The 18582-nt window shown below is 50.8% G+C and carries 23 protein-coding genes and 1 pseudogene; 16 read left to right on the top strand and 8 right to left on the bottom strand.

What is annotated here, in order from left to right; all coding sequences use genetic code 11:
* Positions 1–4: 4 nt before the first annotated feature.
* A complete protein-coding gene (locus tag WFP70_RS23860; protein WP_442956368.1) occupies positions 5–370 on the top strand; it encodes a hypothetical protein in 366 nt (121 codons plus the stop codon).
* Positions 370–1878, top strand: coding sequence for a conjugal transfer protein TraG N-terminal domain-containing protein (locus tag WFP70_RS23855; protein ID WP_337024635.1), 1509 nt, complete (start codon positions 370–372; stop codon positions 1876–1878). Before WFP70_RS23860 ends, WFP70_RS23855 begins: the two co-directional genes overlap by 1 nt.
* A gap of 29 nt (positions 1879–1907) precedes the next feature.
* On the opposite strand, the gene WFP70_RS23850 is transcribed toward WFP70_RS23855, so the two are convergent.
* The 3 genes and pseudogenes from WFP70_RS23850 to WFP70_RS23840 all read right to left on the bottom strand — a co-directional run bounded on the left by WFP70_RS23850 (position 1908) and on the right by WFP70_RS23840 (position 3687).
* Positions 1908–2306, bottom strand: a complete 399-nt coding sequence (locus tag WFP70_RS23850) for a hypothetical protein (RefSeq protein WP_337024604.1) — start codon at positions 2304–2306, stop codon at positions 1908–1910.
* 183 nt (positions 2307–2489) lie between these two features.
* Complete coding sequence (locus WFP70_RS23845) at positions 2490–2924, bottom strand: hypothetical protein (RefSeq protein WP_337024605.1); 435 nt, start codon at positions 2922–2924, stop codon at positions 2490–2492.
* 137 nt (positions 2925–3061) lie between these two features.
* Positions 3062–3687: pseudogene (locus tag WFP70_RS23840) on the bottom strand (recombinase family protein).
* A gap of 896 nt (positions 3688–4583) precedes the next feature.
* Between WFP70_RS23840 and ycgZ the strand changes: the two are divergent.
* The 3 genes from ycgZ (at position 4584) to WFP70_RS23825 (ending at position 5566) form a co-directional block, all read left to right on the top strand.
* Positions 4584–4820 carry a regulatory protein YcgZ gene (gene ycgZ / locus WFP70_RS23835; protein ID WP_337024606.1) on the top strand — a complete coding sequence of 79 codons (237 nt, stop codon included), beginning with the start codon at positions 4584–4586 and terminating at the stop codon, positions 4818–4820.
* A gap of 106 nt (positions 4821–4926) precedes the next feature.
* Positions 4927–5190, top strand: a complete 264-nt coding sequence (locus tag WFP70_RS23830; protein ID WP_337024607.1) for a hypothetical protein — start codon at positions 4927–4929, stop codon at positions 5188–5190.
* A 109-nt stretch (positions 5191–5299) separates the two neighbouring features.
* On the top strand, positions 5300–5566 hold the full coding sequence (locus WFP70_RS23825; RefSeq protein WP_337024608.1) for a biofilm development regulator YmgB/AriR family protein: 267 nt from the start codon (positions 5300–5302) through the stop codon (positions 5564–5566).
* A 136-nt stretch (positions 5567–5702) separates the two neighbouring features.
* Here WFP70_RS23825 and WFP70_RS23820 read toward each other — a convergent pair whose 3' ends face one another.
* From WFP70_RS23820 to WFP70_RS23810, 3 genes are all read right to left on the bottom strand, one after another.
* On the bottom strand, positions 5703–5900 hold the full coding sequence (locus tag WFP70_RS23820) for a hypothetical protein (RefSeq protein ID WP_313824975.1): 198 nt from the start codon (positions 5898–5900) through the stop codon (positions 5703–5705).
* Positions 5901–5986: 86 nt separating this feature from the next.
* Complete coding sequence (locus WFP70_RS23815) at positions 5987–6253, bottom strand: hypothetical protein (RefSeq protein WP_337024609.1); 267 nt, start codon at positions 6251–6253, stop codon at positions 5987–5989.
* Positions 6254–6434: 181 nt separating this feature from the next.
* Entirely contained in the window at positions 6435–6722 is a 288-nt protein-coding gene (locus WFP70_RS23810) for a hypothetical protein (RefSeq protein WP_283227563.1), read from the bottom strand.
* Between the two features lie 185 nt (positions 6723–6907).
* Between WFP70_RS23810 and WFP70_RS23805 the strand changes: the two genes are divergently transcribed.
* Positions 6908–7237, top strand: a complete 330-nt coding sequence (locus WFP70_RS23805; protein WP_282997086.1) for a hypothetical protein — start codon at positions 6908–6910, stop codon at positions 7235–7237.
* 101 nt (positions 7238–7338) lie between these two features.
* Here WFP70_RS23805 and WFP70_RS23800 read toward each other — a convergent pair whose 3' ends face one another.
* Complete coding sequence (locus WFP70_RS23800; RefSeq protein ID WP_337024610.1) at positions 7339–8502, bottom strand: diguanylate phosphodiesterase; 1164 nt, start codon at positions 8500–8502, stop codon at positions 7339–7341.
* Positions 8503–9337: 835 nt separating this feature from the next.
* Between WFP70_RS23800 and WFP70_RS23795 the strand changes: the two genes are divergently transcribed.
* The gene (locus WFP70_RS23795; protein WP_337024611.1) at positions 9338–9598 is read left to right on the top strand and encodes a hypothetical protein; all 261 of its coding nucleotides are present in this window, start codon (positions 9338–9340) and stop codon (positions 9596–9598) included.
* 175 nt (positions 9599–9773) lie between these two features.
* On the opposite strand, the gene WFP70_RS23790 is transcribed toward WFP70_RS23795, so the two are convergent.
* A complete protein-coding gene (locus WFP70_RS23790) occupies positions 9774–10013 on the bottom strand; it encodes a biofilm development regulator YmgB/AriR family protein (RefSeq protein ID WP_337024612.1) in 240 nt (79 codons plus the stop codon).
* Positions 10014–10395: 382 nt separating this feature from the next.
* Here WFP70_RS23790 and WFP70_RS23785 point away from each other — a divergent pair, with 382 nt between their 5' ends.
* The 9 genes from WFP70_RS23785 to WFP70_RS23745 all read left to right on the top strand — a co-directional run bounded on the left by WFP70_RS23785 (position 10396) and on the right by WFP70_RS23745 (position 18313).
* Positions 10396–10638 carry a hypothetical protein gene (locus tag WFP70_RS23785; protein ID WP_337024613.1) on the top strand — a complete coding sequence of 81 codons (243 nt, stop codon included), beginning with the start codon at positions 10396–10398 and terminating at the stop codon, positions 10636–10638.
* Between the two features lie 140 nt (positions 10639–10778).
* Positions 10779–11540 (top strand): MerR family transcriptional regulator, encoded by a 762-nt coding sequence (locus tag WFP70_RS23780; protein ID WP_337024614.1) that lies wholly within the window; start codon positions 10779–10781, stop codon positions 11538–11540.
* A gap of 374 nt (positions 11541–11914) precedes the next feature.
* Positions 11915–12181 carry a biofilm development regulator YmgB/AriR family protein gene (locus WFP70_RS23775; protein ID WP_337024615.1) on the top strand — a complete coding sequence of 89 codons (267 nt, stop codon included), beginning with the start codon at positions 11915–11917 and terminating at the stop codon, positions 12179–12181.
* 376 nt (positions 12182–12557) lie between these two features.
* Positions 12558–12920 carry a hypothetical protein gene (locus WFP70_RS23770; protein WP_224934485.1) on the top strand — a complete coding sequence of 121 codons (363 nt, stop codon included), beginning with the start codon at positions 12558–12560 and terminating at the stop codon, positions 12918–12920.
* Between the two features lie 403 nt (positions 12921–13323).
* Positions 13324–14217: an SDR family oxidoreductase gene (locus WFP70_RS23765; RefSeq protein WP_337024616.1), complete on the top strand. Its 894-nt coding sequence runs from the start codon at positions 13324–13326 to the stop codon at positions 14215–14217.
* A gap of 71 nt (positions 14218–14288) precedes the next feature.
* Entirely contained in the window at positions 14289–16103 is a 1815-nt protein-coding gene (locus WFP70_RS23760) for a glycoside hydrolase family 15 protein (protein WP_337024617.1), read from the top strand.
* 90 nt (positions 16104–16193) lie between these two features.
* Positions 16194–16715: a VOC family protein gene (locus WFP70_RS23755; RefSeq protein WP_337024618.1), complete on the top strand. Its 522-nt coding sequence runs from the start codon at positions 16194–16196 to the stop codon at positions 16713–16715.
* Positions 16716–16738: 23 nt separating this feature from the next.
* Positions 16739–17833: an SMP-30/gluconolactonase/LRE family protein gene (locus tag WFP70_RS23750; RefSeq protein ID WP_337024619.1), complete on the top strand. Its 1095-nt coding sequence runs from the start codon at positions 16739–16741 to the stop codon at positions 17831–17833.
* Between the two features lie 270 nt (positions 17834–18103).
* Positions 18104–18313 (top strand): CsbD family protein, encoded by a 210-nt coding sequence (locus WFP70_RS23745; RefSeq protein ID WP_017345754.1) that lies wholly within the window; start codon positions 18104–18106, stop codon positions 18311–18313.
* Positions 18314–18582 lie beyond the last annotated feature (269 nt).

Here is an 18582-nt window from a genome sequence, read left to right as displayed (position 1 = left end):
GCCTATGAAAACCGAAAACGGGGCGCAACGCGCCTCATTTCTCCGCCGGCACCCCGCGCAGTTTCGTGTGCTGTCTACAGCCGGCGCTCTGCTGGCATTCCTCCTGGCCGGGCTCATCGTCGCGGACCGGGCTATCAAAGATCCTGCTCAGGCCGCTGCATTCCGTGACTGGATGGAGCATGCCCGCTATTGCTGGCTGATATGGCGCCTTGCGGTTTACGGTACGCTGGCATGGGGTTTTGTGAAAGTATTTCGTGCGCCGGGCTTCGGCCCGCAACACCGCCAGCCTCTTATCCGCATTACGGCCGTCAGCGTCATTTTTGCCGTCGTCTGTGAACTGGTGCTGCTCGGCGGCACGGGAGCGTCATGATGCTGACTAACAGCTACCTGGAATATTTCCTTACCCTGCTTGGCTGGGTTGTAAACAACGGACTCTGGAATATTCTCATCACAACCGGCCTGTTTGCCGCGCCTGTCGCTTTCCGGCTTATCGGCATCTGGCTGAAAGTACGTGAGGAAGGTGAAGATGAGGGGAATAAAGGTGCTCTGTCCATACCGCGTATGGAACATGCGATTTACACGTCTTTTCTGGTGATGATTGCCTGCTGTATGCCGCTGATGAACGTCGATATGAGTACGATAAAATATGACACGGCGCGTGCGCAGAGCTGCGGGACGTGGACGCCAAAAGCGCCCGATGACACGGGATATTCACCGGTCATATCGAGCATTAACGATCAGACGGCTGCCGCGCCGGTCTGGTGGTATCTGATTCACAAGCTGGCGAAGGGCATTACGCAGGCATCTGTTGCCACAATCCCCTGCCGCCCGGACATGCGCCAGCTCCGCTTTGAGGTTCAGCACACGCGAATTAACAACAAATCTCTCGCGGAAGAGCTGCAGGACTTTACCAATGACTGCTATTCGCTCGCGCTGTATATGTGGAAACGTCAGGATCAGGGGAAGACAAAAGACAAAGCGACGCTGCGTGATATTGAGTGGATAGGCAGCAAAACCTTCCTCAGTAATTATTACGGCAGCCTGCAATCGAAAACGCCTCGAGCGGAATTTGCCTGGGACGAAGGCCGCGATAGCGGAAGGCCGGATACCGGCCGGGGTGGCTATCCAACCTGCAGCGAATGGTGGAATAAAGCGGATACCGGACTGCAAGCCCGCGTCGTCGATCAGGCTGACCCGGGATTGTGGACCCGTCTGTCGGCAGCCATGACGATGATTGGGGGAAACTCGGCAGACTATAGGGAGGCTATTATCCGCCGCCTGGTTAGCCCTGAGAGTCTGACAGTATCACAGGGCGGACACGTCTATGCCGGCTACGGAGGCAACGCTGATTTTACGCTTGATAACTCCGTAGCCCGCGTGGCTGCGATCGGCGGCACCGCGTTAGGCAGTCTGGCTGCGTTTCCGGCATTCGATGCCATGCGCCAGGCGCTGCCAATGGTGCAGGCTGTATTGCTTATGGCGGTGGTGGTGATTCTGCCGCTTATTCTGGCGTTCTCAGCCTATGAAATTAAGACCGTCATTACGCTCACGTTTGTGCTTTTTGCCCTTAACTTCCTGACGTTCTGGTGGGAGCTGGCTCGATGGCTCGACAGCTGGCTGCTAACAGCGTTATACAGTTCTGACACACATAGTAGCTTTAACATGGCGGGTTTTCAGAACAGTTCAGATGATCTGATTATGAATTTTGTTATGGCGACAATGTTTCTGGTACTGCCAGCGTTCTGGATGGGTGCACTGTCATGGGCTGGGGTACGTGTTGGTGGTGCATTGGACGGAGCATTGAAAGGAGGAATTTCACAAGTTCAACAAGCCGGAGGTAGCGCCGTAGATACAGCTAAGAAGGCAGTAAGACTCTGATAATTATGATTAGCAGGAAATGTCACCTGCTAATCATCCTCATCATCGCGATCAGTCCTAGTAGATGTAACCGTAACGCTTTGTGGGCCACTATACATACCAAAACCGTCATTCCCATCTCGATACTGGTAACCACTTAGTTCATCAGCATCGTCCCAATTTTCAGTATCGCTAACCGCTATGTTGCACAGCATGTAAACGAATAGGCTGCCAAGAATAACAAAGGTGCCAATAAAAAAACCGCATACTATAGCGATACTAAAAAGCACAACACATGCGGTAGGAACTGGAAAATACCCCATAAACTTAGGAAGCCCATGCTTTGAAACCCATGCCACAGAAACATAATTTGCTGCCCTTGCGCTTTTCGTAAATTTTAGCCAGAGCCTGGCTGCAACGGCTCCTCGTTTGAACGCTAAACTTTCCATGCTTGATACCTCTAAACCATATATTTTTAGTTAATGCAGTTGGCTCTTTAAACGCTTAATCGTTGGCTGCCAAATACAGTTCGACATGAGCTAGGGGTTGAGGTCCAGGGATGTAAAAAACACGCTAAGCGGTATCAGAAATCGATTTTGAAACGGCAACCGCCATCACCTGGCAGCTCTGGTTCAGAATTCTGAGCGGTGTATGAGCGGCAGCTCGTGATCGCCAAGAGTTTTACGGATAAAAGCCACAGGTAAATCATAAGGAATTTCACCATTAAGGCCTGAAATGAATCCCTCTACTAGTTTGTAGGCTCGATCGCTCAGCTCAGATGGCTCCAGCCGATCAAATTCATAGATTACAGACACCATTGCAAAGGCCAAGTGCTTGCAACCTTCTCCCTTGTATCCCCATGCATAGCCGCTTGTTGTGGGGTAGATATTACCGCGTTGAATCAGGACTTCCGGCGTAGCATCTGAGCGGGATTGCCATAACGCTACGCCGGCACCTTCCACTATACGCAGAAGGATCCTGGCTGTATTTTCAGTAGGTTTCCCGGGGTTCCTATTAACTTTGCTGAAATCGAAATCATCTAGAGTGAGACGCTTTTCTACTGACATTTTAAATATTCCTGAATAATCGATGTTTTACCTCACCTTACCAAGATTTTCGCGGAAACCTCAATGGTCACTGTCAGTTTTTGGGTGTCAGAGAGGCGAGTGAGCACATGCGTTTTCCGGACGAACCTTAGAAGTACTCAATCAGCCCATTTCTCTTCCTCCTGCTGTCGATAAGCATTTATGATTCGGATGACGGTTCTTTCCGATACTTTGCACAATGAGGCCATATCGCGAATGCTGAGCCCATTTTGCGCCCGCAACCGGATCATGTTGTGATGAAGCGTCAAATCAGGCTGCCTTCCTTTGAACCTCCCTTCATCCTTCGCTTTTCCTATCCTTTCTGCTTGCCGGCGACGGCGTTCCTGATAGTCCTTGCGCGTAATCGCCGCCAGCATATCCAGCATCATGCTGTTAACCGCGCGCAGCATTGCTGAAGTGAAGTCATCGCTTGCATGTTTTTCAAGTGCCATGTAGTTGGTAGGTAAATCCAGACTGATGACCGAGAGATGCTTTTCGCTGATAAGAGACTTCAGCCTCAGCCCTCATCATCAAGGCGTGACAGCCTGTCTACCTGCTCGATAAGGATGGCATCGCCCGGAGCAGCACTTTCAAGTAGGCGAATAAGCTCCGGACGATGCATGGAGGCACCTAAAACGTTCTCGATATACCAGCTTGCGATCCGGTGCCCTTTGTCTTTTACAAACGTCTCCAGACGATGCCTTGCCCGCTGGGCATCCTGTTCATGTAGTAGCTGATTCAGCAGTCATGGACACAATATGAGAGATGTGTAGGAGGGGCATAGAGAAAGATAGGGCGCCTGACCCGCCGCAGAGGCCGTGCCACGCTTCCGGGAAAGTGCTTTATACGGAAGAAAGCGGATCCGGCAGAGAAGGCGATGCGGTAATAGCAAGGAGAAACAGTTCTAATAGTTAGTATCTCACTCAATTTGTAGATACATACAAATTGACTCAGCTCCCACAGACAAGCGGTGGGCAAGATGAAATTAGTTACAACAATCATTAGTATTCGACTTAACATCGGGCACCGAGCAGTACTTGAACTCCGAGCCCCTTTCCACCCGGACCCGCGCCGTACCTGCACCCCGGTTGCCCCCACTGACCAGCCGCCGCCGCCCGGCCCGCAGGGCCGGTAAGTTGTTTAAGGCTCTGGATTGAATGCTGTAACTACTGGGTTCTTCGTGGCTGTGAGTGGTGCCGCGGGTGCTTTCTTTCGTCTCCGACCGTCTGACTTCAGTGCGCCTGAAAGGCCGCTGCTTAAACGGCGGTCGGGCAGGGCGGTGTCTATATCGCTAATGAGCGCGCTTATCCAGAGGGGAAAAAGCTGTTTTTATCATTGGGTCGGCAGACAGATTAAGGCCGTCAGGAGGGCAGACAACACGGCCAAAAGTGGTAACTCTTAGGAATCTTCGTGGACTACATTTTTCCTACAGGCACCTAATTCTGTACAACAACGCTCGTGAAATAAACTCAGAACTAAAACATAAGTGATAGTACGCAACTTAATGAAAATAAATAAATAGCACTTTTTGCAACAAAAACACACCTGTACCAAAACACAATCCGTGTACAAGTTTTAAGTAACTGTATAACTTTACGCTCAGACAGAGCCGATAAATTTTAACCATCTGAGAGGTTGCCCATGCGTCAGAACGTTAATTCACAACCGGATACTGCTAGCGACATTGCACATTTTCATAACATTTCAGCACACGCTAACCAGCAGGAGACAATGGGGCAGGTCGTGGTTGAAATTCTTCAGGCCGGTAAAACTTTAAATCGAAAAGCGATCTGCTCGGTTTTACTGAAGCGTCTTGAAAATGCGGCGAGCGCGCATGAAGAGCGACACTATCAGTCACTGATTGCCATGCTGTTCTGAGGCCATGCGCGCTTTTATACCAATTTGATAACTGTATATCAGACAAGACACCCGGCGTGGTGTCTTAATTTTTTTACGTTGAGTGGTCAAAACCGTAGAGGCGGAAATGAGCAACTACGAAATCAGCAAACTCAAAGATATTGTTCTTGGTGAGGCGAGCGTCCAGCTGCTTTGCGCGGGTGAAAGAATCAGCGCACGGTCGCTCAGAGAGCAACTGGAAAAGATGATGGCAGATGAGGCGGTTCCGGCACGGACATCAGCCCTGAAGCTGGCTCTCGAAGAAATAGCCCCCAGGCTTTCGCAGAATGAACATGCCGCTGACTCCCTGTTAGCCGGTTTTACCCCCAGCGGTGCCGGTGACAAAGATTAACCCTTAACGGTAAAGCAGTATTTTGCAAACCACAGGGACTTCAGAGAAAACGGCTCGTAAACCGTTATCTCAAAAACTCATTAACTTCCGAAAGGAATATGGAATTAAAATGCAGCAGTCTACCCACATCCAGACCACCGAAGCAGCGATCATTCATCACTTCCGCGATGCGGGAGACGACTTGTCTGCCGAAACGAAGGTGCTGGATGCGGCTATCAGGACCATCGTCATTGAAGGCAGAAAGGTAACGACTAAAACCCTTATCCTCTGCCTCGTTGCCGAAATCGAGAATGAAACTGACGTTGTTCATCTCGATGTGCTGCGCAATACGCTGGAAATTGTGCTGGGTCGTACGCCAGAAAGTGAAAGGGCGTAGCATTAACGGCGTGAAATTAAGAAACAGTAATGCCTGCGATTGGCTGCTGCAGGTACAAAGATTCTGTTTATCAAACATGAGAGTTATGCGCTCGCCAGCCTTGGCGTAAAAGTCTGGCGACACGCTAAAATTAACGTCAGTGCATCTGGCGGGCCAGCATTCTGATGGCAGCCCGGCACGCATGACGCACATCCTGACCAGCATCTGTTTCGCCCATCGCGTGAAGAGCCGTTGTTATTTCGTGAAGTGTGAGGTGTTCACCCGGCTTTAGAAGGCGTGCTACTACCGTCCCGATGACGGCGTAGATATCTTCGGCGGCGTCGTCATTATTCACATGACCTCCGTCCGTATGTGGATAGATATACAGTCTATCAAATTACCCCGCCCACAGAAACCGAGGCGGCCAGGCATGAAGGTTCATCAGTGCAGCCTGGAACGTGTTGTCTCATTCTGCACGGAGCCCGGCCTGGTTTCGTTTCCTCCGGATTTTAACTGCATCTCCCGCCTGACTTCATCAATGGCACGCTGTATGGCCTGACTCCGGACTTCACAGGTTTCTTTATTCATCGCCGACTGCAATTTTTGCAGCAGGGCGTTCCATGAAATGGCCGCCCGGGTCTCAAGAAGCTCGGTCACGGCTTCGCCAATGAGAATTTCCGTCATATCATCTTCAGGTGTATTTTTCATAAATTGTCCGGCAGGTAAAACATCCGGATATTTTATCACAGGTCTAACCTCCCGGAACACAACCGGAATCAGGGGTGCCGGTAACGCAATGCCCGCGAATGAACTTCATTTTTTAATAGAAGTTATCCTGCACGTATCTGAAGACACCATCTGGCTAAGCTGAATCAGAACCAGGTTAACTTTAAGTTTCATCAGACCTTCCGGCGGGTTTAGCGCTTTTTACGTCAGCCGGGAGCGCATCAGCATCCAGCCGGTAAAGAGGGATGTCATGACGGCCGCTGTAACGGGCGGCCCACACCATGGCGCCTTTCCCGTCCTCAACATACTTTGAGCCCAGTGGCTCAATGATGGCCCAGGGTTTTGACAGCGCGCGCCGGTAATCCAGAATTTCCCGGGCCATTTCCCTGACCTCGGGGACGTAATCAATGTCATTTTCAGCGATGCGCTGCAGACGTTTATTACTGATCATTCAGTTGCTCCTGCAAATTTTCAGTGACCCAAGAGGCTTTTCAAAACCTGACCGGCATCAGTCCCCATATCTTTACAATTTTTAACGGCCCTGAAACTTGCAAAGCCTCAGTCTGCGACTAATCTGGGCGGACCAGTAAAAAAAGTAAAAGCCTGCGAATAATTAGAATAGGAATAATTATGATAATGAGCGAGTTTCTGGAGCGGGTTAACCGCTGGCCAGCTATGCACTTCACAGCAATTGAATGCGAAAATCGGGATGGGGGATATGAAATTTATCTTCTCGACCAGAGCCATCAGACGGTCAGCCGGTTACTGATTTACCGTACTCCCGATCAGCAACATGCCAGCGCGATGACGGGGCATTTCCGGAGCTGGCTTGATAAGGTCAACAGAAAAAGGACACAGGTTCAGCCGAAGCTAGCGGGCAACAGCATTCTGGATAAATCCTCTGCAGCGCTTGCAAGGGTAAGAGGGAGAACGCCTCAGCAGAGTGCTGCGGCAAGATCAGTTTAACTCTCTTTCGTGTGATATGGGCAAGCCAGCAGCCGAGAGCAGGCTGTAACCGGACGTCTTCCGGGAAATTAACCGGAAGAGTCCCTGATATCTGATGACGATTACATCGCTTCTCTGGACTCGGGCCAGGAAACGGCAGCACCGCCAGGGAAAAACAGACTCCCCTGAAAATCGATGATCCCTGCGGCTTCCAGCCACATCCACTCTTCCGGATGCTCAATGCCGGAGGCTATGATATTGATTTCAAGCGCTGAACAGCATCTGATAACGGCATGGACAACCGCCTGCTTAGGACCGCTGCGGTGAATATGGCGGATGATACCGGCGTCAATGCGAACCCTGTCAGGCTGAACAGTTGCCAGCAGAGAAAGTCCCGCAGAACCGTCGCCAAAGTTATCGATTGAAATGCTTATGCCCGCCTGTCTGAGATAGCGGATGGCGCGGGTAAATTCGTCCAGTTGCGATATGACTTCTCTTTCACTGACCCCAAGGATAACCTGCTCAGGCACAAGCCCCGCGGACTCAATCGCACTGACAATCTGGCCAACAGCGCCCGGAATCGCTACCAGCGTCATGGGCAGAATGGTGACATAAAGTGGGATCCCGTCGGGGCAGGCTTTGCCGGCTTTTTTCAGCGCAAGGCATACTGCACCGAGGTCATATTCATAGCGCTCATCATCGTTAAGGCCGTCCTGTAATCTGTCAGGAATAGCTTCAATAGCTCTAACTTCACGACCCAGCGGATCCACTACCGGTCTGAAGCTGATGCCCTTATCCCCGTAGGTAACGGGATCGTTGTCCCCCGGAACAAACTCCCAGTAGTCAGAGGGAAGCACTTCGAAATAGTTTTCTTTCTCGCGCGATTCGACGAAGGTTCTCAGGAACTGGAGTCCGCGATCGTCATAAGTCAGCCGGTAGCGGGAGGTCCCCCTGTCCAGTACCGCCTGCAACACGGTCTCCTGAGCATGTGTTCTCAAATCAAAGAGCTCCATACCTGCATTACCGAACCGGCGTGAGGGAGAATAATCCCGCATCAGTTCCACGACGTTATGATGGCGCCTGTCCGAGCAGATCCGCGCATAAACTTCCTGTACACCTTCTTCAGGCCCTTCAAGGATCTGAAAGAAGTGCGTGCCATTGAACAGCAGAATACCCGTGACGTTCCTGCTCGCGTTGAAACCGCTCGCCTGGCTGACCATACCCGGCAGAATTTTGACGGGTACATCGTCTGAAATATGGCTTCTGTATATTATAGTTGTCAGCATGCTCTGCTCCGCTTAACTATGATTGTCCACGCACACCATAGCAGTCTGTATGCTTGACGGACACCTTATTATTAGCGGAGCGCAAACTAATAAATTTTTTTTTATGCAGCAATGCTGTTAAGTTCTCTGAAAATATTCACATGTAAAACATTGCGGAATGCGTAATAAAAACAACTGAGAAGTAATTCTCATTTACCTTAAAATCGGGAGCAGAGTAATAATCACACCTGTATAAAAATGACGGACATACCTTTTGATTAAAAATTCATCAAAATTCTTTTCGGGCATATATTTCTGACAGCCAGCCAAAAAAAACATAACAGCCGTCCTTTTTCAAGGAAAGTGTTAAGAAAATTTCACTTCGTCCATCCGCATGATTGTACTTGCTATTTTTTGAAGTGCGATAGCGTGTGGGAGTGTGTCGCAACCATAAATTCGGTCGTTTGCAGGATAATCAGGATTTCAGCCTTTTTATTAAGTCAATACGTTATGAACACTGATACTCAAAACTGCTGATTGCTGACCAATCAACGCCATCATTAACATGTGGCGATGGAGACATGCGGAAAATGGAAAGTGAAAAAAACCAGGTCAGATGCTCCGAAGAAAAGAGCCCCGGGCTTTCGCCTCGGGGTCAATAACTCAATTTTTACAAAAAAAAAGATTTCACAACTAGCGCAGGGAGTGTAGAAGCAGATCGACAAACCACTCTACTTAACTCAAATTTTTTGAAAATTAATCAATTATTCTGTTTCGGAATTTTATCCCGGCAAAATCTTCTGTATTGCCTACAGTTGGTGGTGAGGTTGTTATTAACGTTAATGGAGGAATTAATTTGTCTATTCAACACGACGGGAAAGGGCACGTCATCATTGGCGAAGCGGCACTTAGCCTTGCACTCAGCGAGCGGGAGATTAGCATTGAGTCTCTCATTACGGAGCTGGGTTTCATGGCCAGAGTGGGCGGCAGCAATGCGAGGCTTACTGAAATATCAGAGGCCACCAGCTGGCTGAGAAGTTTTCATGAGCCGGAGCAGGCCTTCCGCCATGTGCCATACCTGCAGACGCTTGCAGGCCTGAACGACGAGAAGAACTGACGCCAGGAGACGTAGTCCGGCTCTGGCCGGAAAACGACAACGTGAACGACCTCATCGGTTGCGCCATTGCGTGAACCGGCCGGAGAAACTGTCAGGGACGACACTTTCTTCATCGTATCAGCATCTTAATCTTCCCGGTCTTTCTTGCCTGGCATCTGCATGCTGAGATGCTACGCTAACTGTTAAACAGCATGCCCAGAAGCGCGCGTAAATGCCTTTCCTCCTCCGGATCGTGAGTCGCGTCAATCCGGCCTATAAGCTTAAGGCAGATAGCGGTACGGGTCAGGCGCCTTTCCTGCCTGAGAATTTCGACGGTAATATTCCCCAGCAATTCCATCTGAACCGGATCGGTAATTTGGTTTAAATAGCCGGGCAGCCCCGTTTCTTTTCCGGGGGGTAAGCCGTCCTGTCGCATCATCATTCCTGCGTAATCGTCATTTCACAGTGCGAAACGTAATTGAACTCATAAATAATGTACAGATAAGATTCTCGTTTCAAAACATGCTTTCAGAATACTTTATATGTCGCCTGGCAGGTCTGGGTCTTCTAAGTTTAAATTATTAAGCCTGGCTCAAGGGGGGTTACGATATTTTTCACTATATTTCAATGGTTTGCATTATTACCCTCCCGCTTCGCTTATTTATTATGCACGTTATAAAAAGGACAAAAACTCATAAATTAAAGTAGTTCGTTACTTTATAGAAAAAATGAAATACTCATGCTAAATAATTATCTGCAGTCCGGTTTAACAACGTCAGGTAGACAGGGTTCGTTTTGCCTCCTGAAGTGAGGTTTGAATGAAAATGTTCTGGTATTGTAACGCAGAGCTCGATATTCACATCGCTCTGCTGAAGCGGTTTATAGGCGAAGGTGAATTTAACCTGTCTATTCTTGAACAGAATGCGCCTCACGCTGTTAATGCTGAGCGATTCTCTGCGCTCATTAAAGCTCGTATCGATGTTCTGGCAGAAGACAGGCAGGCCCTGGATAGGGTGGTGCGTGAAAAAAATATGCGCACCACCTACTGCGTTTATCCATGAATGGGAATTATTGATATCTCCAATACTGACACAGCGCGGTTTTCAGCTGCGCAGGGTTTAACTTTGTATAAAAAGGAGCGCAGACTAATCTTTCTCCCGGGCAATAATGCCCGCGGCCATTCACCCCAAAAGGGGCATCTATGAACTCTCAAACCACCGAAACCGTCTGCGGAATGACCGGTTTACTTCCGGGAATACTTCGTAACTGGCGGCGCGCAGGCCTTGTTGGCGCACCCGCCCTGCCTGACGGATATACCGATGCGCAGCTGACGCACATTTATCAGATTCTTAATCTGACAGCCTCCGGCGATGCGCTGAGCGAAGTACGCCTGCGACTGAACGGGTATCCTGCGCCTGCCAGCGGCTGGGAGCAGCGCCGGAATGAACTGCATGTTCAGCTGGACGATCCTTCCAGTGAGCGTCTTCAGGATCGCATCCGACAGACAGGCAGCGACTACTGCGGCGATGACTTTGTAAACTGTTATCTCAGACCGCTCAATTTAACGTTACGCCGTGCCCGCAGATCGGACGCTCCGTCGCGCCAGGCGCGCTTTCACAATGCAGTCGTGCGGCTTGCCCACTCCATGATCAACGCATCACACCGTCGTCATGCCGTACCGGTTTTTCTGGAAGCCGTCAGCGTTGATGATGCCACGGAGATATGGATGGAAGCGATCCGCCTCACCGGACAGGGTTGCCGGGTAGAGGTATGCCCGAACGTGACAGGCTACCCCGCCAGTGCCTCAGAGCACCATAAGCACCATTTGATGTGGTGTGGAGCGGGGTTCAGTCCGCTGATGAAATGGAATTTCAGGCAAAAATGTCGTGAAGACCTTCCCGTCATGCTGTGTGGTCCGGATCAGTCGCTCCTGGCTGACCTCGTGACAGATGATATGAAATGACTTATACCCGCTGTCTGGCAGGGCAGCGATCATTACTACGCCTCACGGCGTCGCAGGTGTTGTATCAGCCTTTAATTATGCCCTGACATCTCCCATATACATACCTCATGACTTCGACAGATAGCTAACCTGGCAGGCAGAGCCCTGTAAGCGTCGCAGGTTGAATACCGAACACGAAGTGAAGGATTAATTCTGACTGACGTCAGACACAGCTTCCTGATCTGCAATCATCAAAACAAATGCGGGGACCCGTTAATGTGGCCACCCGTGCGACTCTGGCGAAACTCTGAACGAGACCCTCAGAGGACGAGTGCACCGCGCATATCCTGCCGTCTGGGTTATAATTTCCTGGATTAAACCTTAACCGGAACAAGATGATGCAGAACAATGACGACATCCTTTCAGCACTGACTGACACCAGACTGGCCAGCTTCATGCGCAGCGCGGGACCTGAGGCCAAAGACGAAGCCGCTTTGCTGAATGAGGTGATATGCAGCGTACTGGCCGCAGAGGGTCGCGTGACCAATAAATCCCTCATCCTCCATCTCATCAGGGAACTTGAGTCAGCGTGCAGCGACAGGCAGGCAGACACACTTCGCAGGACGCTTGAAATCGTTGTCGGACACACACCTGATGACTGATTCCCGTTGATGAAAGCAGCGGAAGCGTTCTGACAGACCTCCTGTTCCTGATCGAACGCTTCCGCTGGTATACATAAGCAGAATGCGCAATAAAGTCACGCCACCGCCTTAATCGTTACCGCCATCTCCACACAAAAAAATATTTGCAGACAGGTTGGTTTAACCTGAATGTTATTAAGACAGAAATGAGACAGTAATGACCCGTTATAACTCCCGATACGGGTTTTCCTTAGCAGCCTGAATACTCTGCTATATTCGAAGGAGTATTAAACGCAGCGTAAAGTTTTTAAATCAATGTGAACCTGTCAGTGAGTTAAATATGAGCTGACAGCCAGCGGTTAAAATTGCACGTTGTCATGGATTGTCCGGAGGGTAAGTGAAAAACCAGTTAATCAGTTTTGATGAGGTCTACAAGATCGTTCGGGGACACTGTCTCAGTAAATTTCCGCAACACGCAGAATGCCGGCCACAGTTAACGCTGAACTGGCATCTCAAAGCCTGCGGTTCATTACTCCACGCACCTGCTCCCGGGATTAACTTCAGCCATCGCACAGATGATGTGATCACTGAACTGGACAGATATATTATTAATGATAACAACAGAGAAGCGCTGTTTTCTGATTTATCCGACATGATCCGCTGGATGGCGGAAAGCGGATACCTGCGACCGGATAAAGATGGTGATGAGAACTATTATCCGACGGATAAACTGATCAGAACACCTTCTATACGATTCTAATCAGTCCCCTTTTTGAGAGAAACGCATGATTCCGGGCCATTCGGGGGTCCGGTACAATTCGGGCATTCGTCGCGCCTGACTGCTGTCACAGCGTGTTTGTTTTTCGATTAAAAATCATTCAGAACCAGACTTTAATTTGAATGGTAATGCCTTCATTTAAAGAGAACAGATTAACGGGCAGATTCCTGAACACTGATTATCTGATTTTTAAGTCTGACACCCTCATTAAGAATCTTCTCATCTCTCTTCTGGTGTTCTATACGCTCAGCCTTAATCATTAGCGTTGTTCAATATCCCAGCAGAATTACGCTGCGCTTATAAAAAATATAATTTTGATGTCTGTCAGCGTGACAAACATCACATTTTTGCCAGGCTTAATTTATTCACCAAAAAGGAGACACAGATGAACTCATTCACTAATAAAACGCTCATCACACAGGAATATCCGAAGCCGCCGTTTAAAAAACAGCATCAGCCTGTTCCTGGCCTGGCGAGTAAAATGGAACCACGCCCCGACCACGGTGAAACCAGCTACCGGGGAACAGGACGGCTTACCGGACGTAAGGCACTGATTACAGGTGGCGATTCCGGCATAGGTCGTGCCGTTGCTATCGCTTATGCCCGTGAAGGCGCCGATGTCGCAATTAATTACCTGCCGGATGAAGAGCAGGATGCTGCAGAAGTCGTAAAATTAATCGAAGCCGAAGGACGAAAAGCCGTTGCTATCCCAGGCGATATTCGTTCAGAAGAGTTTTGTCAGAAACTGGTTAACGAAGCTGTCAGTCAATTAGATGGTCTGGATATTCTGGTTAATAATGCCGGCCGTCAGCAGTTTAATGAATCCATCCGTACACTCTCTACGGAAGATTTTGACGCTACATTTAAGACCAACGTTTATGCGATGTTCTGGATAACCAAAGCGGCGCTGGAATACCTGCCGGCAGGTTCATCTATCATTAACACCTCCTCAGTGCAGGCTTACGACCCGAGCGCCATTTTACTGGATTACGCTCAGACCAAAGCGTCGATAGTGGCTTTCACCAAAGCCCTCGCGAAACAGCTGGGTGAACAACAAATCCGCGTTAATGCTGTCGCACCCGGACCTTACTGGACGCCTCTGCAGGTCTGCGGCGGCCAGCCACAGGAAAAAGTTGAGCAGTTTGGTGCCACCGCACCGCTGGGCCGACCTGGCCAGCCGGCAGAAATTGCGCCTCTCTATGTCACCTTCGCTGAAACCACCAACAGCTTCACCTCCGGCCAGGTCTGGTGCTCCGATGGCGGCACCGGCACGGTCTGAGTGTCAACAGGATTATTGAAGAACGTGGCCTAAAGCGGCCACGTTGTGGTCTCAGCATGCAGGGAAGAGCAATGAATAATCAGATACTACGATCGCCGATGCGCGAGGATGGATTTGCCCGTCTTGGGGACTATGCGGCCATTGGTGAAGGTCGGTCTGTGGCACTTATTGCCCCGGATGGGGCTATTGACTGGTGGTGTGCGCCAAACCTTGATTCATCCCCCTTGTTTGACCGCCTGCTGGACCCCGAGATCGGCGGTTTCTTCCAGATTGAACCCATCGGGGATTATCGTACGGAACGGGCCTACCGCCCTGACAGCAACGTCCTGGAGACACGGTTTATCACGCAGGATGGCAGCGTACTCTTTACTGAGTCGATTAACAGTACGCTTGCCGGTCGTCTTCCCTGGAGCGAACTGGCAAGACGTATTGAAGGGATTAAAGGCGAAGTTGAACTGTGCCTGACGTTACGCTTCGGTACCGCAGCCGAAACACGCTCACCGTGGTGGGATAACACCGAACAGGGAGACGTTTATCATCTTGCCGACCTGATGGCGATGCTGCGCACGACTGAAGACTGGCTGATCGCTGAGCGCGGCGATGGGATAATACGCGCAACGCTTCGCACCCGGCCTGAAAGCCACTCGCTGGTCGCCCTGCTGGTGACGGAGCGCGAGCCGCTGGCAGTGCCTGATTTGAAAGCCATTGATGCCCGTATTGAAACCAGCCATACGGCGTGGCGCGACTGGACGCACAGCCTGAGCTACGCAGGCCGTTATGCAGATCACGTCAGACGCTCGGCGCTGTCTCTCAAGTTCCTCTGGTATTCGCCAACCGGTGCACTGGCCGCTGCGGCAACCACCTCACTGCCCGAGGGCATTGGCGGAGAGAAGAATTATGATTATCGCTATGCATGGGTGCGCGACGCCTGCCTGATTATCAAATCGTTCGTTTTCCTGGGCGCGCTGGAAGACTGTAAAGCCGCTTTTTCCTGGTTATCGAAAACCATCATACGCCACGGCACCCGGCTGCGCGCCTGTTACACGCTGGAAGGCGGCGTGGTGCCTGCAGAAAGTTACCCCTCCTTACGCGGTTATCAGCATTCTGTTCCTGTTCGTATCGGCAACAACGCACGCGATCAGGTTCAGCTCAGCATGTACGGCGACATGCTGGCCACGGCAGAACTCTTCATCCGTGCCGGCCACATCCTGGATCTTGAAACTTCGCGCATGCTGGGAGAGCTGGCGAACTACTGTGCCGATCAGTGGCGTCAGAAAGACAGCGGGATCTGGGAGTTGCCGGACGAACAGCATTATACCCACTCCAAAATGGCCTGCTGGCTGGCGCTCGACAGCGCAGTATCACTGGCAAAAGCTAAACACATCGAACCCACCTGGGTTCAGCGCTGGGAGCGGGAGCGGGATCGCATCAGTGAATGGATTGAGGAGCACTGCTGGTCAGAGGAAAAGCAGGCTTACCTCTTCTATCCCCACGCTGACGGTGAGCTCGATGCCGCTCTGGCACTGGTACACCACTATGGCAACACGGTTAACCCGGAACGCATGCGTGCCACCTATCGTGCCATCCGGGAGGACTTGGGCCACGGCAGCGCGATGCTATACCGTTACAGCGGCGTTGAGCAGGAAGAAAGCACGTTTATTGCCTGCTCTTTCTGGATGGTCGAAGCGCTGGCAGCGATGGGTGAAGCGCAGTCAGCCGAAAAGGCGATGGAAGAGATTCTGGATAAGCTCTGCCAGCGCGGGAACGTCGAAACCTTCAATGAAATGTTTGATGTCCGCAGCGGCGAGTGGCGCGGCAACATGCCACAGGGGTTGAGCCACCTGGCTCTCATCTGTGCGGCGCAGGCGCTGACCGATCACGCTTAAACCTCAACCGCTTTTTCTGAGAGCAGGGTTCCAGCGTTGCAGATACAGCCCGGCTGGCCCTCTTACATCACTTTAAAAAGGATATAACCGATGATCCGCGGAATTGAACATATTGGCATTACCGTTTCTGATTTAAAGCAGGCCGAGCATTTCTTCACCGGTGCACTGGATGCATCTGTGCTCTATCGTATCGTTCCGCCCGCTGAAGAAGATAAATTTGTTCCGGGTAAAAAAATGGCTCCTCTCAATGGATTCCCTGCAGAACTCAGGCTGACCGGGCTGTCCATGCTGCGGCTGAAGAATGGCTGCAATGTGGAGCTGTTCCAGACAGATCCTCCCTCAAAGGATCGCTCTGCTCACCCGGGGCTCCCGGGAATCAACCACTTCTCAGTGTATGTGGATGACATTCACCAGACTGCGGAAAGAATGCGGGCGCATGGCGCAGAAATGCTCGAAGGCCCTTCCGACTGCTTTGCTCAGGAGGAGGGTGCAGGCAACCAGACGTGGTTCGGCATGACACCTTTTGGCGTCCTCATCGAGCTCATTACACTGCCTTCAGGCATTCGCTATGACGCTGAAGCCACTCAGCAGCGCTGGATACCGGAAGCCTGAATCTTTTACCCGGAGGCCAGACGATGCAAAGACGTGAATTTATTGCGGGCGGACTCGCAACATTGTGCCTGTCGCGGGCAGCCTTCGCTGTGGCAGAGTCGATGGTTAATCCGCAACTACAGGTTGTCGCCACTTCACCCTGGCTTGCCAACGGCATTGCTGTCTCAGCCGGTGGCGCCATGTTTCTCAACTTCCCCCGCTTTAAAGGGCATGAGAAGTCGCCGGCGCTTGCGCGCGTGACCGAATCTGGCCTGACCCCCTTCCCGGGTAATCACTGGAATGAATGGACGCCGGGTGATGAAGGTCTCAACAGCCTTGTCAACGTTAATGCCTGCCATCACTTCGGTGACGGCCTGCTGTGGGCGGTTGATCAGGGTGCCCCTCAGGGTGAGAAACCGTCAAAGGGAGCAGCAAAACTCGTTGCATTCAACATCGCAACAGGCGAAGCGGCTTCAGTTATCCGGTTTGATGAAAAAGCTTTACCGCCGGGTGGTGCGCCTAACGACCTGCGCATACAGGGTAACTCCGTGTACGTGACTGATTCCGGGCTTGGCGGCGTCATCATTCACGACCTTGATACAGGAAAAACGATAAGGCGGCTCTCCGGAAGTGCATTGCTGCGTAAACCAGAGGGGATCGATCAGAAAGGCTACCAGGGCCGGATTCTGGAGGATAAAGACGGAAAACGACCCGCCGTCCACAGTGACGTCATTGAGGTCAGCCCTGACGGCCAATGGTTATACTATGCGACCCCCACCGGCCCGCTTTATCGTATCCGTACGGCTTCATTAAAAGATCACCGGTTAAGCGATAAAGCACTGGAGGGGCAAATTGAGAAAGTTGCGGATATCCCCTCTGTGGGTGGCTCCGCCATTGACGCGGCAGGGAATATTTATCTTTCCAACGTGGAGAAACGCTCTGTCGATAAACTTCAGCCTGACGGTACGCTGAAGACGCTGATACAGGATGAGAAGCTCATAACGCCTGACGCTCTCGTTATCTCAGACGGCTGGATCTATGTGCCCGCGCCTCAGATTGAGTATCTGGCAGATAATAACAAGGGTAAAGATGCAACGCATGGTCCCTGGTCAGTTTACCGCTTTCCCTATAGCACTTAAGAAGACGATTATGTGAATCAATTCTATGCGATGCATAACAAAGTCTCAGGGCAGGACAGAATGAATTGCAGGCATAGAACGGAAGTCGCTCCTGAATAGAAGCCATCAGGCGGAGTGTCTGGATACCTGACAAGGTGACTTCAGGTCAGGAAAATTCCGAGAATGTGACGCGCAGCAGGAAAAACTCCATGCCTGAACCATAATGATTAGCATGAAGTTCTGCAGAGGGATTGCCAGGCGGCAGCCCGTGAATTAACGAAGGAGACCGACATGAACGAAGATCGCATCAGCGGTAACTGGAAGCAGTTCAAAGGCAAAGTTAAAGAACAGTGGGGCAAACTTACCGACGACGATATGGATGTCGCGGAAGGTAAACGCGACCAGCTGGTCGGCCGTATCCAGGAACGTTACGGTTACGGCAAGGAGCAGGCTGAAAAAGAGCTGAAAGACTGGGAAGATTCTAACCACTATAAGTGGTAAGCCCCTCGACTTAATACTGAAACCGGCTCCCATGCCGGTTTTTTATTGCAGGGCATAAGTACGTGATAAAGGGCTAGCCTGGAATCTGCCCGCGTGCCGTACGTCTATTTCACCCTAATGACTGTCACTTCAAAGGGGGATTCTGAAAACTGCCCTGTGCGCAGCCACTTTAAATTTAAGATAGCGATTTATTTCTGAATTAACCTATAGTTAGTGCCGGGTGAAACCCAATCTCTTGGAAACTTGAATTTTTAACCGGCACTCAATGT

The organism is Pantoea sp. USMM079 (assembly GCF_037153115.1).
GTDB classification, from domain to species: domain Bacteria; phylum Pseudomonadota; class Gammaproteobacteria; order Enterobacterales; family Enterobacteriaceae; genus Pantoea; species Pantoea communis.
This window is presented reverse-complemented; position numbering and strand designations above follow the sequence as displayed.

Excerpts from the sequence above, each read along its gene's own strand:
- WFP70_RS23860 (WP_442956368.1), top strand. The coding sequence starts at position 5 with ATGAAAACCGAAAACGGGGCGCAACGCGCCTCATTTCTCCGCCGGCAC.
- WFP70_RS23855 (WP_337024635.1), top strand. The coding sequence starts at position 370 with ATGCTGACTAACAGCTACCTGGAATATTTCCTTACCCTGCTTGGCTGG.
- WFP70_RS23850 (WP_337024604.1), bottom strand. The coding sequence starts at position 2,306 with ATGGAAAGTTTAGCGTTCAAACGAGGAGCCGTTGCAGCCAGGCTCTGG.
- WFP70_RS23845 (WP_337024605.1), bottom strand. The coding sequence starts at position 2,924 with ATGTCAGTAGAAAAGCGTCTCACTCTAGATGATTTCGATTTCAGCAAA.
- ycgZ (WP_337024606.1), top strand. The coding sequence starts at position 4,584 with ATGCGTCAGAACGTTAATTCACAACCGGATACTGCTAGCGACATTGCA.
- WFP70_RS23830 (WP_337024607.1), top strand. The coding sequence starts at position 4,927 with ATGAGCAACTACGAAATCAGCAAACTCAAAGATATTGTTCTTGGTGAG.
- WFP70_RS23825 (WP_337024608.1), top strand. The coding sequence starts at position 5,300 with ATGCAGCAGTCTACCCACATCCAGACCACCGAAGCAGCGATCATTCAT.
- WFP70_RS23815 (WP_337024609.1), bottom strand. The coding sequence starts at position 6,253 with ATGAAAAATACACCTGAAGATGATATGACGGAAATTCTCATTGGCGAA.
- WFP70_RS23810 (WP_283227563.1), bottom strand. The coding sequence starts at position 6,722 with ATGATCAGTAATAAACGTCTGCAGCGCATCGCTGAAAATGACATTGAT.
- WFP70_RS23805 (WP_282997086.1), top strand. The coding sequence starts at position 6,908 with ATGAGCGAGTTTCTGGAGCGGGTTAACCGCTGGCCAGCTATGCACTTC.
- WFP70_RS23800 (WP_337024610.1), bottom strand. The coding sequence starts at position 8,502 with ATGCTGACAACTATAATATACAGAAGCCATATTTCAGACGATGTACCC.
- WFP70_RS23790 (WP_337024612.1), bottom strand. The coding sequence starts at position 10,013 with ATGCGACAGGACGGCTTACCCCCCGGAAAAGAAACGGGGCTGCCCGGC.
- WFP70_RS23785 (WP_337024613.1), top strand. The coding sequence starts at position 10,396 with ATGAAAATGTTCTGGTATTGTAACGCAGAGCTCGATATTCACATCGCT.
- WFP70_RS23780 (WP_337024614.1), top strand. The coding sequence starts at position 10,779 with ATGAACTCTCAAACCACCGAAACCGTCTGCGGAATGACCGGTTTACTT.
- WFP70_RS23775 (WP_337024615.1), top strand. The coding sequence starts at position 11,915 with ATGATGCAGAACAATGACGACATCCTTTCAGCACTGACTGACACCAGA.
- WFP70_RS23765 (WP_337024616.1), top strand. The coding sequence starts at position 13,324 with ATGAACTCATTCACTAATAAAACGCTCATCACACAGGAATATCCGAAG.
- WFP70_RS23760 (WP_337024617.1), top strand. The coding sequence starts at position 14,289 with ATGAATAATCAGATACTACGATCGCCGATGCGCGAGGATGGATTTGCC.
- WFP70_RS23755 (WP_337024618.1), top strand. The coding sequence starts at position 16,194 with ATGATCCGCGGAATTGAACATATTGGCATTACCGTTTCTGATTTAAAG.
- WFP70_RS23750 (WP_337024619.1), top strand. The coding sequence starts at position 16,739 with ATGCAAAGACGTGAATTTATTGCGGGCGGACTCGCAACATTGTGCCTG.
- WFP70_RS23745 (WP_017345754.1), top strand. The coding sequence starts at position 18,104 with ATGAACGAAGATCGCATCAGCGGTAACTGGAAGCAGTTCAAAGGCAAA.